Below are 14,640 nucleotides of genomic sequence, written 5' to 3'. Positions count from 1 at the left end.
TGCGCCCCGCCGGGGGGCGGCGGCCGGTCTCCGGCCGCCGCCCCCCGGTCCGGTCAGGCGTCTGCCGTGGCGGGCTGGGCGAGCCAGGCGCCGTAGCCGCCGATCAGGTCGGAGACGTCGGCGCGGCCCTTGTGCCGCAGCAGGCTGACGGCGATGGACGAGCGGAGTCCGCCCGCGCAGTGGACGACCAGCGGACGGTCGGCCGGGATCTCGTCCATCCGGCGGCCCACCTCGGCCAGCGGGATGTGCAGCGAGCCCTCGATGAAGCCCTCCTCGCGCTCGCCGCCGCCCCGGACGTCGAGGACCACCGGCGGCTCGTCGCCCTGCAGCGCCCGGTGGAGTTCGTCGACCGTGATACGGCTGGACTGCTGCATCTCGTCGGCCAGCACGATGAAGGCGCCCTCCGGCTCGCGCAGGTAGCCGCCGACCTTGTCGAAGCCGATCCGGGCCAGCCGGGTGACGATCTCCTCCTCGCGGTCCTGCGGCGCGACCACCACGACCTCCTCGTCGGGGCCGACGACCATGCCCGCCTGCTCGGCGAACCGGCCGTCCGCGGGCACGTTGACCGAGCCGCGCAGATGCCCGGTGGCGAAGTCCTGCGTGGAGCGCGTGTCGACGACGACCGCTCCGGCGGCGCGCCGCTCCATGAACTCCTCCGTGGACAGCGGCCGCGGCGCGGCGGCCGGGTCGAACAGGCCGTGCTCCTTGCGGTTGAGGATCGCGTCGTAGACGAAGTACGCGGGTGCGGAGGGCTGTCCCTCGGTCACCAGGGCCACGAACTCATCCTGGCCCATCGGACGGCAGGCGTAGTTGGTGGCGCGCTGCTCGCCGATGGTGGACTGGCGCTGGGTGGAGAGGTTCTTGCCGCAGGCGGACCCGGCGCCGTGGGCGGGGAAGACCCGTACCTCGTCGGGCAGGCCCATCAGCTTGCTCTGGATGCTGTCGTAGAGCATCTTGCCGAGTTCGTCGGCCGTGACGCCGAGCGAGGCCAGCAGGTCGGGGCGGCCCACGTCACCGATGAACAGCGCGTCACCCGTGAGCACGCCGTAGGCCACGGCGTCGTCCGCGTGCTCGTACACGAGGATGCTGATCGACTCGGGGGTGTGGCCCGGGGTCTCCATGATCTGCAGGGTGACGTCGCCGAGGCTGATCCGCTCGCCGTCGGTCAGCTTGCGGATGGGGTACTCGGCCTCGGCGCGCTGCCCGTAGCCGATCCAGGCGCCGGTGCGGTCGGCCAGTTCCAGGTGGCCGGCGAGGAAGTCGGCGTGGAAGTGGGTGTTGATGACGCCCTCGATGGTGAAGCCGTGGGCCTCGGCGTCGGTGAGGTACTCGGAGACGTCGCGGCGAGGGTCGATGACGACGGCCTTGCCGGTGGTCTCGTCGGCGACCAGGTACGACGCGTGGGAGAGGCAGTCGAGGTAGTACTGGGCGAAGAACATGGTCGGTTGACCTCCATGTCGGACGGATCCCGGGGGTAATACCCCAGGGGGTATATATCGAGGCAGGATGCACCCTTCTCGCCGAACGGAACCCGTTCTGCCGAAGGGCTGGTCAAGGGGTCGGCCCGGGCCGGGGGAAACCCGGGCCGACCAGTCAGAGGCGGCCGGTGAGCATGCCGTGCCAGTACACCGGCGGCAGCACGTACCGCTTGAACACCCACATGTCGCGACGCTCCTTGAACGTGTTGATCACGGGGAACGAGGGCTTGGGCTTCAGGTCGTAGTCGAACTCGGCCAGCAGCATCTTGTCGCGGGCGGTCACCAGCGGACAGGAGGTGTAGCCGTCGTAGCGGTGCGCCGGGGTCTTGCCGTTCATCACGGCGAGCAGGTTGGCGACCACGACGGGCGCCTGCTTGCGCACGGCCGCGCCGGTCTTCGACGTGGGCACGTTCGCCACGTCGCCGACCGAGAAGACGTTCGGGTACTCGGGGTGCTGCAGGGTGTACTTGTCCGCAGCGATGAACCCGAACGGGCTCGCCGGGTCGGCGAGCGGGCTCGACTTGACCCAGTCGGGCGCGCTCTGCGGCGGTACGGCGTGCAGCAGGCCGTAGGAGATCGTCTCCTTGACCCCGCTCGCGTGGTCGGTGATCGTGACCTCGCGGCGGTCCCCGTCGACGGCGGTCATCTCGGACTGGAGCCGCACCTCGATCCCGTAGCGGGCGGCCACCTTCTCCAGCGTCCGAGTCCACTCGGGCACCTTGAACATGGCGGGGTCGGGGATGACGAGGATGACCCGTATCTGGTCGAGGACCTTCTGCTTGCGCCAGTAGTCGGCGGCCAGGTACGCGATCTTCTGCGGGGCGCCGCCGCACTTCAGCGGCCCCGCCGGGTGGGTGAACACCGCGGTGCCGGAGCGCAGGTTCTTGATCAGCTCCCAGGTGCGCGGGGCGTACTCGGAGGAGTAGTTGCTGCTCACGCGGTCATGGCCGACCGCCTCGGCGAGCCCGGGCACGCCGCTCCAGTCGAGCTGGAGGCCGGGTGCCATCACCAGGTACTCATAGGTGATCTCGTCGCCGCCGGAGAGCGTCACCGTGCAGGCGTCGGGGTCGACGGCCACGGCGTGCCGGCGGATCCAGTGCACTCCGTCCGGCATGACCGACGCCTCGGGGCGGCGGCTGGCGCTCAGGGGCGCCTGACCCCCGCCGACCAGCGTCCACAGCGGTTGGTACCAGTGCGTGTCGGACGGTTCGACGACGGTGATGTCGCTGATGCCGGCTCGGCGCAGGCGAGCGGCGACGCTGATGCCGCCGCTACCGCCGCCGATGATGGCGACGCGGTGGCGGCCGGCGATCGGCCCTCCTGCGGACGAGGGGGTGGCGGCCATGGCGGAACTCCTTCTGAATGGCCTGGGTGCGGGTGGTGGGTGTGGCGTAGGGCCGGGACCCGGATTCCGGTGCCTGGCGTGGTGGGCGATGAAGCGGGAGCCGGTGGGCGCCGGCTCGTGTGGGCGGTCAGGCGGCGCGCTCGTGGTATCCGGTCGTCAGAGGGCGGCCGCCCTGGGTCCAGCCCCTGGTGCCGCCGGCCACGGAGTAGGCGTCGACCCCGCGGGAGCGCATCCAGTCGCTGGCGGTCTTGCTGCGGTTGCCGCTGGCGCAGATCACATACACCCGCCGGTCGGCGGGCAGTTCCTCGGATCTGTCCAGCACGGTGCTCAGTGGCATGAATCGCGCGCCGGGTACGTGTCCGGCGGCGTACTCGTGCGCCTCCCGTACGTCGACCACCAGGCCGCCGTCGGCCCAGGCCGCGGCGAACGTCTCCAGTGCTACTTCGCGAGCCATTGGTTGCCTCCTTAAATACCCTGGGGGGTATCCATGTCGGCGAGGTTAGGTGGCACCCGTGGCGCCGTCAAATATCAGGCAAAATATTTGTCTGTCAGGCAATATCTGGATGTAGGGGCCTATCTCGACCCTGGTCAGGGGATGTGGAGTCATGTTCTCCGGCGCCCGGTAGGGGCGGGTGTGACCTCCGTGCCCCGTGGTGCGGGGGTGAAAGGGCGTGCCCACCTGACCGTCCGCGCGCCCGGTCGCATCCGGGGGGCGATGGGCCCCTCGACGACGACCATGGCGGCAGACATGCCCTCCAGACAAAGGGCCGGTCCGCCTGTTGACGAGGGCCGAACGGCCCAATGTCCCTCCGCCCGCCCGCCCGCCCGCCCGCCTGCCCGCCTGCCCGCCTGCCCGCCTGCCCGCCTGCCCGCCTGCCCGCCTGCCCGCCCGCCTGCCCGCCCGCCCGCCCGCACGCGGCCCGCATCCTGCGACGGGGTGGTACCGCCTCGGCGCGGTGAGCTACGGACCGCCGTCGAGCCGGCCCTTCCCACGGAGCGGGCCGGGTGGCTGCCCGTACACATCGGCTTGTACGGGTCCCGGCCGGGTCCGGCACGTAACCGTGGTGGGCCGCCGCGCCGTTGTACCGGCAGCAAGGTGGTCACCCGTGCGGCAAGGGGGTCGTCGTCCATGGCGGTTGGCAGTGCACTCGAATCGTCGTCCGGCAGTCTGAGAGCGTTCGGCGCGGCCCTGAAGGGGTTCCGGGAACGGGCCCTGCTGACGCAGGAGCAGCTCGCCGAGCGGCTCAACTACTCCCATGCGTCGGTCGCCTCGATCGAGCAGGGCCGAAGGATGCCGACCGCCCAGTTCGTCGAGCGGGCCGAGGAGGTGCTGGAGGCGTTCGGCGTGCTCAGGGCGGTGGCCCGGCACGTGGGACGGGAGCGCGGTCTGGCGGTCTGGTTCCGGGAGTGGGCGGAGCTGGAGGAGACCGCGGTCGGTCTGTGCACGTACGAGTGCCGGGTGGTTCCGGGGCTGCTGCAGACCGAGGCGTACACGCGGGCCGTGATGCTCAACGTGCCGCCCCCGCCGACGGAGGAGCAGCTCGAACAGCGCATCGCCGCCCGGCTGGCCCGCCAGGAACTGCTGAGGCGCAGGCCGCCGATCGCGTTCAGCTTCATCGTCGAGGAGTCGGTGCTGCTGCGGCACACGGGAGGCGAGGAGGTCACCCGTGAACTGCTCGACCACCTCCTCGGCTGCACCGAACCGTGGAACGTGGAGCTGCAGATCATGCCGCAGCGGCAGCCGCACCACGCGGGCACGGACGGGCCGATGCAGCTCCTGGAGACCCCGGAGCGCCAGTGGCTGGGGTACTCGGAGGGGCAGAAGACCGGACAGCTCGTCTCCGACCGGGAAGCGGTGAGCGTGATGCAGATGCGCTATGCCAAGATGCGCTCGCAGGCCCTGTCCCCGGCGGACTCGGCGGAGTTGTTGCGGCGGATGCGAGGAGCGCTATGAGCACCGACAGCGAGCTGGACTGGTTCAAGAGCAGCTACAGCGGGTCCGAGGGCGACAGTTGCGTGGAGGTCGCGCACGCTCCCGTCGCCGTGCATGTGCGCGACTCCAAGGAGAAGGACGGCCCGCGCCTTGCGGTCTCCCCCTCCGTATGGGCCGAGTTCGTGGGGTACGTGAGGATCTGACCGATCCGTTCGGCTGACCGCCCGCGTGGCGCGGTATCCGATTCCGGCCATGCGGGTCGCCTGGCCGGACTTCATCTCCACCGCGGACACCGGCCATGCCCGCGGCCTCCGGGCCGAGGCCCGCAAGGAACCCGCCCGGCGGCGCGCCCGCCGGTGGTGCTCTTGCGCCGATCACTCCACCGGCGTGCCGCCGGCCGGTTCCCCGAGGTGTTCGGCCAGCTGGAACAGGGCGGGCAGCGCGTGGGCGATGGCGGATCGGGAGCTGTCGTCGAGGGCGGCGAGCGCCGCGTCGATCCGGCGCTCGTGGGCGGTGGTCCAGGCGGTCAGCTTCCTGCGCCCGGCATCGGTGAGGGTGACGACGGAGGCGCGGCGGTCGGCGGAGTCCACATCGCGCGCCACCAGCCCGTCGGTGATCATCTGGCTGATCAGTCCGCTGACCGTGCTCGGGGCGAGGCGTCGGCGGGCGGCGAGGTCGCTGATCCGCGTCGGTGAGTGCTCACCGAGCACCTGGAGCAGCTCGACCTGTGCCATGGGGAGGGTCTCCCACGGGTAGTCGGTGCGGATCGACGAGCGCAGCGCCCGGCGCAGCCGGGTGACGGCCTCGGTGAGGACTCGGGCCTCCGGTGTCTCACCGGCGGGGCCGGGAGGGGGCGGGGAATCCTCGGTGCGGGGCTGCGCGGACATGGGGCAAGCGTAGCCGGGCCGCACCCGGATACGGCCCGGGACGCCCGGCCATGGACCGCAGTCCCGGGCCGCGCGCCAAAAGGTTCGGTATCCAAGGTATCGTCGGTGGGCCCTCCCTGGCCCGCGGGCCGGGATCCGCGTGTGCGAGAGACAGCGACCCCATGAACCTGGCGTACCTGCCGAGCCCCTCACAGGGGGTCTGGCATCTTGGGCCGATCCCGATACGCGCGTATGCGCTGTGCATCCTGACCGGCATTTTCACCGCAGTGTGGCTGACCGGCCGCCGCTGGGAGGCCCGAGGCGGGCGCCGTGACGACATCGCGGACATCGCGATCTGGGCGGTGCCGTTCGGGATCCTCGGCGGCCGGCTCTACCACGTGATCACCGACCCCGAGCTGTACTTCGCCGCCGGCAGGCAGCCGGTCCACGCGCTCTACATCTGGGACGGCGGCCTGGGCATCCCCGGCGCGGTCGCGCTGGGTGCGGTCGGTGCCTGGCTGGGCTGCCGGCGCCGCGGCATCACGCTGTCCGACTTCGCGGACGCGGCCGCGCCCGGGCTGGTGCTGGCACAGGCGATCGGGCGCTGGGGCAACTACTTCAACCAGGAGCTGTACGGCGGCCCCACCCATCTGCCGTGGGCGCTGAGGATCGACCCGGCCCACCGGCCCGCCGACATGCCCACCCTCGGCCTCTACCACCCCACGTTCCTGTACGAGTCGCTGTGGGACCTGGGTGTGATGGCGCTGCTCCTGTGGCTGGACGCCCGTCACCACCGGCGGCTGCGCCGGGGACGGTTGTTCGCCTGCTACGTGCTGGCCTACACGGCGGGCCGGGCCTGGATCGAGGCGTTGCGGATCGACCACGCCAACCATTTCCTCGGCCTGCGCCTGAACGACTACGTCTCCCTCGTCCTGTTCACCGGCGCACTGGTGTACCTCGTGGTCTCCCGCCGCCCGCGTCCAGGCGACGACGCCTCCTATCCCCCGGGCGAGGACGGGGAAGCGGTGCCGGCACCCGTCAAGAACAGTGAGGCCGGCCGGGACCGGATGTGACCCCGGTCCCCCCGGTCCTCCCGGTCCTCCTGGTCCTCCTGGTCCTCCCGGTCCTCCCGGTCCTCCTGTCCGGGCGCACCCACTCGACCGAGTCCCCGGGTCACTCCGGCGGGCGTTCCGCGCCGTTCGTCACAGCGTCGTCTGGGACGCCTGTGACGCCTGCGGATCGCTCCTCGGGCTCAGCCACGCCGATGCGAGCGCCACGGCCGAGGCCCCCACGAGGACGGCTGCGGCCCATCGTGCTCCTGCCTGGACCCCGCCGCTCACCAGGTGCAGGGCCAGGGTGACCAGGGCAACCCCCAGAGCGGTACCGAGACCGCGCGTCATGTTGACCAGCCCGCCCCCGGTGCCGGAGGACCGGGCCGGGACCGCCCCCATGACCATCGTGTTGTTCGCCGGGGTGAACGTGCCCAGCCCCAGCCCCGCCAGCGCCAGAACCGGCACCAGCCAGGCAACGGTCAGCGGGACCACCACCAGCGCCGCCGTCGCGACGGTGAACACGCCGGCGCCCGCCAGACACCGCCTGCGGTCCGTGAGAGAGCGCGGCAGCAGCCGGTCACCACCGGTCGCGGCCAGGGCGAACCCGGTCGGCAGCGCCGTGAGAACCAGCCCGGCGGTCAGCTCCGAGAAGCCCCGCGCGGTGAGCGCGACCGGCACCAGCACCAGTGGCCCGAACAGCACCAGGTATCCGCTCAGCGCACCCACCAGCCCGAACGCCACCGCCCGTGCCCGCAACAGGCCGAGGTCCAGCAGAGGAGCAGCGGCCTGCCGCTGCCGCTCCACGAAACCCCAGGCCGCCGAGGCCGCCACCATGAACAGCAGGGCCACCCCCCAGCCGGGTACCGCCAGCCCGGAAGCCGCCGACACGCCCATCAGAGCGCTGGTGGTCGCCACCGCCAGCAGGACGAGCCCCGCCCAGTCGAAGCGCGCCACGGTCGTACGGGCCCGGGTGCGCGGCAACAGATAGTGCCCGCTCACCAGGGCGACCAGTCCGACGGGCAGGTTCACCCAGAACACCCAGCGCCAGCCCAGCGTCGACACGAGCACCCCGCCCACCGTCGGGCCCAGCGCCAGGCCCAGCGCCTGTGCGGCCGCCTGCACGCCCAGCGCACTCCGCATCCGCTCGCGCGGGGCACTCGTGGTCACCAGGGCCACGCTGTTCGCCTGCATCATGGCCGCGCCGGCCGCCTGGACCACGCGGAAGGCGACGAGCGCCATCAGTGACGGGGCGAAGCCGCAGGCGGCGGAGGCCAGGGTGAAGACGGCGAACCCGTACAGATACATCAGCTTGCGGCCGTGCGCGTCCGCGAGCCGCCCGGCGGGCACCAGGAGAGCGACCAGGGTCAGCAGATAGGCCAGCGACACCCACTCCACGGCCGCCAGGGAGGCGTCGAACCCCGTGCGCAGGCTCTGGTAGGTCAGCGTCACGATGCTGGCGTCCAACTGCCCCATGAATGCGCCGAAGCACACCGTGCCCACGGCCAGCCACCAGGCGTTCGGCCGTGCACGTACCCCCTTGGGACGCGGCCGCTCCGCGGTGAGGAACGCGGGCCAGTGCCTCTTGGACGGGTACGGGCTCATGGGAGGAGCCATACCTCGCAGTTTACATCGGTCACCGAAATATTCTGTTGACGTCCTATTCCGCTGTCGCCGTCGGGCGCCGGTCACCCGCCCGGCTTCGAGTGGTCGATACGCCCGGGGGTATCTGGTCTATGGTGTGCGGGAGCGAGTGAGCGGAGGCAGCGATGCGTGGGACGCGACGAGGCGCCATGGGCGCCGCTCTCGCGTTGCTGACCCTGCTGGCCGCGCTGTTCTGCGTCACCAAAGCCGCTCCGGCACCGTCGGCGGCAGCGCACCCCGCGGCGTCGGCCGCCCTTCGCGCAGCGGCGTGTCACCAAGCGCTGGACGCTCCCGGTGAGGGAGCGCCCGCCGACGTGGCGGACGCTCCCTGCCTGAAGAAGGCGCAACCCGGGCAGCAGCAACCGCGCATCGGTGCCCCTCTCGCCCACGCGCTTCCGGCGGGATCCGTCGACAGGGCGCCGGCGCGGGCACCCGTGCCTGCGGACGTTCTGCGCCGCGGTCCGGCCGAGTCCCCTCCAGACCTCGCCGAACTCTCCGTACGACGCGAGTAGGCACACGTGCGGTGTCCGCGCGTCCCTGCCCCTCCCCGTCGATCCGGAGCGTTTCCGTTGTCTTCATCCCGTTCCCCACGGGCGGCCTGGGCCGCCCTGCGCCACTGGCCCCGTCCGCGGTGGATCGCCGTGACGGCGGCCACGCCCGTGGCGGCCCTCGCCCTGGGTGTGCCCACAGACCTCATACCGAACCCGCTGTTCTCCCGCGCGGTGCCGCCGGTGTGGTGGAACTACCCCGTGCTGGTTCTCAGCGCCCTGCTGTCGGCGGTGGTGTTCGCCACCTATGTGCGGCCCCGGTCGGAGCCGGACGGTCCGGACGGTCCGGACGGCGACGACGCGACCGGACGGTCCCTCGGGTCGGTGGGTGCGGTGCTGTCCTTCCTCGCCGTCGGCTGCCCCGTCTGCAACAAGGCCGCCCTGCTCCTGCTGGGCACCTCGGGTGCGCTGAGCTACTGGGCTCCCCTGCAGCCCGCGGTCGCGGTGCTCTCCCTCATCCTCCTGGCCGAGGCCGCGCTGCGGCGCCTGTCCACCGAGTCGGCCTGCCCCGTGCCGCCCGCCGCCTGACACCCCTGCCTTCCTTCTCCTCCGCACACTTCACCCTGGAGGTGCCATGCCTTCCCCTTCGCGTGCCCGTCGCCGCCGCCTCACCTGGATCGCCGCGGGCGGCGGCGCGGCGGCCGTCATCGCCACGCTCCTCGCCTTCGGCGCCGGTTCCGGTGACCCGGGGTCGCAGGGCCGGCCCGTCGCCGTCGTGTCGTCCCCCGCCGACGAGGCGACCCCCGACGAACAGCAGAAGGAACTGCTCGCCCTCGCCCGCAGGGACCCCCACGACCCGCTCGCCCTCGGCCGCGCCGACGCCCCCGTGGTCCTGATCGCCTACGAGGACTTCCAGTGCCCCTACTGCGGCAAGTTCGCGCGGGAGACCAAGCCGGAACTCGTCCGCAAGTACGTCGACAAGGGGGTGCTGCGTATCGAGTGGCGCAACTTCCCCGTCTTCGGCGCCGAATCGGAACAGGCCGCCCGCGCGGCCTGGGCCGCGGGACGGCAGGGACGGTTCTGGCAGTTCCACGACATCGCCTACGCCCAGGAACACCCCCGCAACCAGGGCTATTTCTCCACCTCCCGGCTGCGCGCGATGGCCCGCTCGGCGGGTGTCGCGGATCTCGACCGCTTCGAGGCCGACATGACGTCGCACGCCGCCGCCGCGGCGGTGAGCAAGGACCGGGAAGAGGGCTACGCGCTGGGGGTGTCAAGCACACCCGCCTTCCTCGTCAACGCCCAACCCGTCCTGGGCGCGCAGCCGCTGAGCACCTTCAGCGCCGCCATCGAGAAGGCCGCCGGGGAAGCCCGGCGATGAGCGGGATCACGGTTGCGACGGCCTTCCTCGGCGGGCTGCTGGCCCTGCTCAGCCCGTGCAGCGCGCTGCTGCTGCCGGCGTTCTTCGCGTACTCCTTCACCAGCCGCACCCGGCTCTCGCTGCGCACCGCCGTCTTCTACGTGGGCCTGTGCACGACGCTGGTGCCGCTGGGCGTGGCCGGCTCCTTCGCCAGCCGCCTGTTCTACGGGCACCGCGACCTGCTGGTCACGGCCGGCGGCTGGACGGTGATCGGACTGGGCCTGGCGCAGATCCTGGGGGCCGGGTTCGGATCCCGCCGCCTGCAGCAGGCGGCCGGCGCCCGCAGAACCGGATCCGCCCTGTCGGTGTTCGCCCTGGGCGCCGTCTACGGTCTGGCGGGCTTCTGCGCCGGTCCCATCCTCGGAGGCGTGCTCACCGTCGCGGCGCTCGACGGCAGTCCGGTGCACGGCGGTCTCCTGCTGGCCGTCTACGCGCTGGGCATGGCCGTGCCGATGTTCGTCCTGGCGCTGCTGTGGGACCGCTGCGAACTCGGACGACGGCGCTGGCTCAGGGGGCGCGCCCTGCGGCTGGGCCCGCTGACCGTGCACAGCACCTCACTGCTCGGAGGAGCCCTCTTCGTCGTGCTGGGGGCGGTGTTCCTGCTCTTCGACGGCACGTCCGCGCTGCCACCCCTCCTCGACGCCGACACGGAGGCGGCCTGGGAGAACGGTGCCGCGCGGCTCGGCGACGCCGTCTCCGACCGGGCCCTCCTGCTGGTGCTGGCACTGGCGGCCGCGGCCACGGCGGTGGCGGCCGTGCTCAGGCTTCGCCGGCTCCCGGACGAGGAGGGCCCGGAAGACACCGGCCGCTGACCACCACCGCCGGCGGTCGCCCCGCTCCTTGCCCGGCCGCCGCACCCGGTCGATCGCCGTCGTCTCCGCCACGGGCCGGGGAGCGTCATGGACGCGGGCGCGTACCGGCTTTCGTCTTCTCCCGGGCGCCCGGCCGGTCCCGCTTCGCGTGGGGACGGGTCAGGGATGGAGCTTCTTCTGCTCGGCGAGCATGGCCACGAACTTCTCGATACGGGCCTGTCGGGTCTGCGCCTTCTTGGCGTCCTCGACCCGGTAGAGGATCGCGTACCGGTTGCGGCCGTCCAGGGTGGCGAAGAAGTCGCGGGCCGCCGGGACCGCATCCAGAGCAGCCTGGAGATCGTCCGGGACCGTCGCCTTGCTCTGCGCCGCGTACGCCGCCTCCCAACGGCCGTCCGCCTTGGCCTTCTCCACCTCGCGCAGACCCGCGGGCCGCATCCGGCCCTGCTCGATCAGCTCGATGGCCTTCTGCCGGTTCACCTTCGACCACTTGCTGCCCCGCCGCCGCGGGGTGAAGCGCTGCAGCCAACTCTGCTCGTCCAGCTTCTTCTTCTGCCCGTCGATCCAGCCGTAGCAGAGCGCCGACTGCAGTGCCTGCGCGTAGTCGACGCCGTCGAGGCCGGAGGCGGCCTTGGGGATCCTCACCCAGACACCCGGGACGTCCTCATGGTTCTCCTCCAGCCACTTCTCCCACGCGTCCTGCGTGGCGAAGGAGAGAACCGGATCCGTCGCCTTCTCTGACCCCTCGGACATGGCCCTCATGAAATCCCACCCCCGCGGCCCGGTCAACAACGGGGCCGCCAGGGCCTGGAGTGAGGCTTGGCAGGCAGAGGTGCGACTGCCGGGCAAGCAGTCACTTGCCCGGCGACACCTTCTTGTGATCGGAGCTGAGGGTATGGGGCCGGTTCGATCTGGGCGCGATCGGCCCCTCTTTCGTCACGGTTGAGTACCGAGCCGGAACTGTGGCTTCCACCACTGCCAACGCGATCTTGTCCTGGTGTGATCGCCGGATGCTCGGTCTCCTCCTCCGTCTCCTGCCCTTCTGGGTCCGTGAGCCACTGTTCATCGTGATCGGGTCCGTTCTCGGCGTCCGCATCATGTATCTCGCCCTCCGCGACGAGGAATGGGCGGCAGCCGGGATCGGTGTGGCGTTCCTGGTGTTCACCGCGGTGCGTGTCCACACGGTTGTCCGGGCCCTGCGCGCACGCCGGAACCCGGGCCCGGCGGCCTCCACGGGCGGGGCGGTGTCCGAAGCTGCTGCCCAGCCGCAGCCGCAGCCGCAGGCTCCAGAAGAGCAGCGTCCCACCCCGGCCGCTCCGGAGAGGGATCACAACGCCTGGGGCCAGGCCGTCGCGGCCGTGGCCGTGTTCGCGGCACTCGGGGCCGCACTGTGGCTGGGCCCGCATCTGCTGCCCTCCGGCGAGGACAGCACGCCGCAGGCCGCCTCGTGTTCGAGCGGGAAAGACGAGGAACTGCCGAACGCCTACAAGAATGCGTCCCAGGCTGTGACCGGCGATGAGCTGTGCAAGGCGCTCAACAGGTCCGACCTTGCCCAGCTCCTCGGAACGCCCGCGGAGACCGCGACCTCGGCATCCGGCACCAGCAACACCGCTCCCTTGACCGACGGGAAGGTCGCCCAGCCGGAGGCTGAGGTCCAGTTCGACACCTACACCGTGAACGTCTCGGCCACGTACAACAAGCTGTCGATCGCCCGGTACGTGAAACTGATGGAGTTCGGGGAGGAGACGGACATCAAGACGCTCTCGGTCCTCGGCCGGCCCGCGGTCCTCTTCTCGGATCACACCATGAAGATCGAGATCAATCTCGGGGGCGGCGGATCCGGTGGGCCCGTCGGGCAAGGCCCCCTGGCCAGAACGTTGTCCGTGGCCCTCGACGGAAAAGACCGGGGCGGCTACTTCGACATCACCGTGTGGAGCACGTCCGGAGCCCTCCCGGATGACAGCGCCCTCCTCGGCATTGCCGAGAGGGTTCTTCCGGCGATCCCCGAACGGACTGTGTGACGAGGCGCTCGGGGGCCACTCCCGGCGCTGCCGTGCGCCACCACGACGGCAGACTCACCAACTCGATCCCGGCGGTCCAGCCCAGCGGCATCGTCACCGTCCCCTACGACAGACAACACCTGTGGCACGACGAGGAAGCGGCCCTGTTCTCCGCCGGCACCCGGGCGCCGGCCCTGACCGTCGACGACTGGCGCCTCGGGCTCGGTTGCGCTCGCTGCTGCTATCGCTACCGCGACCTCGCCCGCCCCGCTGTCCTTCTCGTTCACTGCGCCGGCGCCATGGGCCTCGGCTTCGGCACTGTCGTCATTCCCGACACCGAGACCGAGGTCGCAGCCGACTCCACCGCGGCGGCCCTCCGCGTGATCTGCTGCGTCGTGATCACCCGCGCCCGCGAGCGGGGCCGGCCCTGGGTCGGCAGGGCAGCCGGTTGCCGCGTCACCTGGGGGTGGCACGGGTAGGCATGATGCGCTGAGCGCCCACTGGGTGAGATGTCCGAGGGAGGGGCGGGGAGCCCCGTATCCGCCATGCCGCCGCCTTCCAGCAGCGATACTGGATGCATGAACACGACGATCAGCGCCCCCCGCGCCGAGGTGCTGCGGGACCGCTACCGCAGCCGACTGCCCGAGCGCTTGCAGGAGCTGGCCGGCCCCGTCGAGGGCAACGTGGACCTGCCGCTCCACATCGTCTGGTCCGGGCGGACGAGCTACAGCCTGGACCGTCCGAAGTCCCGCATGACGCTCTACCGGACCGTCCTCGCCGAAGGACTGAGTGAGGACCTGACGGCCCTCCTGCACCACCGGCTGCTCACCGAGCAGTGGCCCGTGCTGCGGCGCCTGATCAGTCCCTACATCCGTGAGGTCTGGGAGGACGCCTTCCCCGAGCTGCTCCGCACCGCTCCGGCCGACACGACCGCCGCGTGAAGCTCACTTCGCTCCACGAGCGTCTCCTCGCCGACATCCTCGACCTCGGCTCCCCCTACCCTCTCGTCCTCACCGGCGGATACGCCGTGCAGGCCCACGGCCTGGTCGAACGCTTCAGCCGTGACCTCGACGTCGCCACCGAGAACCCCGCTCCGATGCAGGAGAGCATCGCCTCACTCACAGCAGGTCTCAGCGCGCGCGGATGGCGGACCACGCACGTCCAGACCGATCCGCTCAGCGGCCGGTTCCTCGTCACCGATCCGGACACCGGCGAGGAGTGCGAGGTCGACGTCCTCAAGGAGCATTCTGGGCTCCGCCCGCCCAGACCCCTTACGGCCCCGTTCTTTCCCTCGACGACGTGATCGGCACCAAGGTCCGTGCCCTCGCCGACCGCGGCACCGTCCGCGACCTCATCGACGTCCAGGCTGCCTCCCACCACCGCTCCACCGCCGACCTCGAATCCCTGGGCCGCCGTCGCGCCCACGATGAGTCAGCCTCGAAGACCTCCGGGACCGGCTCATCGGCGCGGACTGGTACGAGGATGAGGACTACACCGCGTACGGGCTCACCTCCCGACAGATCGAAGAACTCAAGGCGTGGGCGCTGGAGTGGGCGGAGGATCTGGGTGCGCGGATCCATGACGAGAACGCCTGAGAGGCGGTCATCG

General features: G+C 71.4%; 16 protein-coding genes and 1 pseudogene. 11 read left to right on the top strand and 6 right to left on the bottom strand.

The window, feature by feature from the left end; translation table 11 throughout:
• Nucleotides 1-53: 53 nt before the first annotated feature.
• The 3 genes from ACZ79I_RS04500 to ACZ79I_RS04490 form a co-directional block, all read right to left on the bottom strand.
• Entirely contained in the window at nucleotides 54-1,439 is a 1,386-nt protein-coding gene (locus tag ACZ79I_RS04500; protein ID WP_471494273.1) for an MBL fold metallo-hydrolase, read from the bottom strand.
• A gap of 154 nt (nucleotides 1,440-1,593) precedes the next feature.
• Nucleotides 1,594-2,823: an NAD(P)/FAD-dependent oxidoreductase gene (locus tag ACZ79I_RS04495; RefSeq protein WP_471494271.1), complete on the bottom strand. Its 1,230-nt coding sequence runs from the start codon at nucleotides 2,821-2,823 to the stop codon at nucleotides 1,594-1,596.
• Between the two features lie 127 nt (nucleotides 2,824-2,950).
• Complete coding sequence (locus ACZ79I_RS04490) at nucleotides 2,951-3,277, bottom strand: rhodanese-like domain-containing protein (RefSeq protein ID WP_471494269.1); 327 nt, start codon at nucleotides 3,275-3,277, stop codon at nucleotides 2,951-2,953.
• 675 nt (nucleotides 3,278-3,952) lie between these two features.
• Between ACZ79I_RS04490 and ACZ79I_RS04485 the strand changes: the two genes are divergently transcribed.
• Nucleotides 3,953-4,777 (top strand): helix-turn-helix domain-containing protein, encoded by an 825-nt coding sequence (locus ACZ79I_RS04485; RefSeq protein ID WP_471494268.1) that lies wholly within the window; start codon nucleotides 3,953-3,955, stop codon nucleotides 4,775-4,777.
• Nucleotides 4,774-4,959 (top strand): DUF397 domain-containing protein, encoded by a 186-nt coding sequence (locus ACZ79I_RS04480; protein ID WP_471494266.1) that lies wholly within the window; start codon nucleotides 4,774-4,776, stop codon nucleotides 4,957-4,959. The genes ACZ79I_RS04485 and ACZ79I_RS04480 overlap by 4 nt, the downstream gene beginning before the upstream one ends.
• 171 nt (nucleotides 4,960-5,130) lie before the next feature.
• Here the strand turns inward: ACZ79I_RS04480 and ACZ79I_RS04475 are convergent, their stop codons facing one another.
• Nucleotides 5,131-5,643, bottom strand: coding sequence for a MarR family winged helix-turn-helix transcriptional regulator (locus ACZ79I_RS04475; RefSeq protein ID WP_471494264.1), 513 nt, complete (start codon nucleotides 5,641-5,643; stop codon nucleotides 5,131-5,133).
• 161 nt (nucleotides 5,644-5,804) lie between these two features.
• Here ACZ79I_RS04475 and lgt point away from each other — a divergent pair, with 161 nt between their 5' ends.
• Nucleotides 5,805-6,695 (top strand): prolipoprotein diacylglyceryl transferase, encoded by an 891-nt coding sequence (lgt, locus tag ACZ79I_RS04470; protein WP_471494263.1) that lies wholly within the window; start codon nucleotides 5,805-5,807, stop codon nucleotides 6,693-6,695.
• A gap of 129 nt (nucleotides 6,696-6,824) precedes the next feature.
• Here lgt and ACZ79I_RS04465 read toward each other — a convergent pair whose 3' ends face one another.
• Complete coding sequence (locus tag ACZ79I_RS04465) at nucleotides 6,825-8,288, bottom strand: MFS transporter (protein ID WP_471494261.1); 1,464 nt, start codon at nucleotides 8,286-8,288, stop codon at nucleotides 6,825-6,827.
• Nucleotides 8,289-8,464: 176 nt separating this feature from the next.
• On the opposite strand from ACZ79I_RS04465, the gene ACZ79I_RS04460 reads away from it, so the two are divergent.
• Genes ACZ79I_RS04460 through ACZ79I_RS04445 form a run of 4 tightly spaced genes read left to right on the top strand, consistent with a single transcriptional unit; the run spans nucleotide 8,465 to nucleotide 11,035 of the window.
• A complete protein-coding gene (locus ACZ79I_RS04460; RefSeq protein WP_471494259.1) occupies nucleotides 8,465-8,827 on the top strand; it encodes a hypothetical protein in 363 nt (120 codons plus the stop codon).
• A 57-nt stretch (nucleotides 8,828-8,884) separates the two neighbouring features.
• Entirely contained in the window at nucleotides 8,885-9,391 is a 507-nt protein-coding gene (locus ACZ79I_RS04455) for a hypothetical protein (RefSeq protein ID WP_471494257.1), read from the top strand.
• A gap of 46 nt (nucleotides 9,392-9,437) precedes the next feature.
• A complete protein-coding gene (locus ACZ79I_RS04450; RefSeq protein ID WP_471494255.1) occupies nucleotides 9,438-10,184 on the top strand; it encodes a DsbA family protein in 747 nt (248 codons plus the stop codon).
• Nucleotides 10,181-11,035 (top strand): cytochrome c biogenesis CcdA family protein, encoded by an 855-nt coding sequence (locus ACZ79I_RS04445; RefSeq protein ID WP_471494253.1) that lies wholly within the window; start codon nucleotides 10,181-10,183, stop codon nucleotides 11,033-11,035. The genes ACZ79I_RS04450 and ACZ79I_RS04445 overlap by 4 nt, the downstream gene beginning before the upstream one ends.
• A 159-nt stretch (nucleotides 11,036-11,194) precedes the next feature.
• On the opposite strand, the gene ACZ79I_RS04440 is transcribed toward ACZ79I_RS04445, so the two are convergent.
• Nucleotides 11,195-11,785: a YdeI/OmpD-associated family protein gene (locus ACZ79I_RS04440; protein ID WP_471494251.1), complete on the bottom strand. Its 591-nt coding sequence runs from the start codon at nucleotides 11,783-11,785 to the stop codon at nucleotides 11,195-11,197.
• 257 nt (nucleotides 11,786-12,042) lie between these two features.
• Between ACZ79I_RS04440 and ACZ79I_RS04435 the strand changes: the two genes are divergently transcribed.
• The 4 genes and pseudogenes from ACZ79I_RS04435 (at nucleotide 12,043) to ACZ79I_RS04420 (ending at nucleotide 14,627) form a co-directional block, all read left to right on the top strand.
• Entirely contained in the window at nucleotides 12,043-13,053 is a 1,011-nt protein-coding gene (locus ACZ79I_RS04435; protein ID WP_471494249.1) for a DUF6215 domain-containing protein, read from the top strand.
• Nucleotides 13,050-13,511, top strand: a complete 462-nt coding sequence (locus tag ACZ79I_RS04430) for a hypothetical protein (RefSeq protein ID WP_471494248.1) — start codon at nucleotides 13,050-13,052, stop codon at nucleotides 13,509-13,511. The genes ACZ79I_RS04435 and ACZ79I_RS04430 overlap by 4 nt, the downstream gene beginning before the upstream one ends.
• Before the next feature lie 99 nt (nucleotides 13,512-13,610).
• Complete coding sequence (locus ACZ79I_RS04425; protein WP_471494246.1) at nucleotides 13,611-13,973, top strand: hypothetical protein; 363 nt, start codon at nucleotides 13,611-13,613, stop codon at nucleotides 13,971-13,973.
• Nucleotides 13,970-14,627, top strand: a pseudogene (locus ACZ79I_RS04420) (nucleotidyl transferase AbiEii/AbiGii toxin family protein). Before ACZ79I_RS04425 ends, ACZ79I_RS04420 begins: the two are co-directional and overlap by 4 nt.
• Nucleotides 14,628-14,640 lie beyond the last annotated feature (13 nt).

Source organism: Streptomyces sp. PSU-S4-23 (assembly GCF_055632315.1).
Note: the sequence above shows the minus strand (reverse complement) of the source record. Positions and strands in the feature narration are given on the sequence as shown.

Bases quoted from the DNA above. Each gene is read 5' to 3' on its own strand.
- ACZ79I_RS04500 (WP_471494273.1), bottom strand. From the start codon at position 1,439: ATGTTCTTCGCCCAGTACTACCTCGACTGCCTCTCCCACGCGTCGTAC.
- ACZ79I_RS04495 (WP_471494271.1), bottom strand. From the start codon at position 2,823: ATGGCCGCCACCCCCTCGTCCGCAGGAGGGCCGATCGCCGGCCGCCAC.
- ACZ79I_RS04490 (WP_471494269.1), bottom strand. From the start codon at position 3,277: ATGGCTCGCGAAGTAGCACTGGAGACGTTCGCCGCGGCCTGGGCCGAC.
- ACZ79I_RS04485 (WP_471494268.1), top strand. From the start codon at position 3,953: ATGGCGGTTGGCAGTGCACTCGAATCGTCGTCCGGCAGTCTGAGAGCG.
- ACZ79I_RS04480 (WP_471494266.1), top strand. From the start codon at position 4,774: ATGAGCACCGACAGCGAGCTGGACTGGTTCAAGAGCAGCTACAGCGGG.
- ACZ79I_RS04475 (WP_471494264.1), bottom strand. From the start codon at position 5,643: ATGTCCGCGCAGCCCCGCACCGAGGATTCCCCGCCCCCTCCCGGCCCC.
- lgt (WP_471494263.1), top strand. From the start codon at position 5,805: ATGAACCTGGCGTACCTGCCGAGCCCCTCACAGGGGGTCTGGCATCTT.
- ACZ79I_RS04465 (WP_471494261.1), bottom strand. From the start codon at position 8,288: ATGGCTCCTCCCATGAGCCCGTACCCGTCCAAGAGGCACTGGCCCGCG.
- ACZ79I_RS04460 (WP_471494259.1), top strand. From the start codon at position 8,465: ATGGGCGCCGCTCTCGCGTTGCTGACCCTGCTGGCCGCGCTGTTCTGC.
- ACZ79I_RS04450 (WP_471494255.1), top strand. From the start codon at position 9,438: ATGCCTTCCCCTTCGCGTGCCCGTCGCCGCCGCCTCACCTGGATCGCC.
- ACZ79I_RS04445 (WP_471494253.1), top strand. From the start codon at position 10,181: ATGAGCGGGATCACGGTTGCGACGGCCTTCCTCGGCGGGCTGCTGGCC.
- ACZ79I_RS04440 (WP_471494251.1), bottom strand. From the start codon at position 11,785: ATGTCCGAGGGGTCAGAGAAGGCGACGGATCCGGTTCTCTCCTTCGCC.
- ACZ79I_RS04435 (WP_471494249.1), top strand. From the start codon at position 12,043: ATGCTCGGTCTCCTCCTCCGTCTCCTGCCCTTCTGGGTCCGTGAGCCA.
- ACZ79I_RS04425 (WP_471494246.1), top strand. From the start codon at position 13,611: ATGAACACGACGATCAGCGCCCCCCGCGCCGAGGTGCTGCGGGACCGC.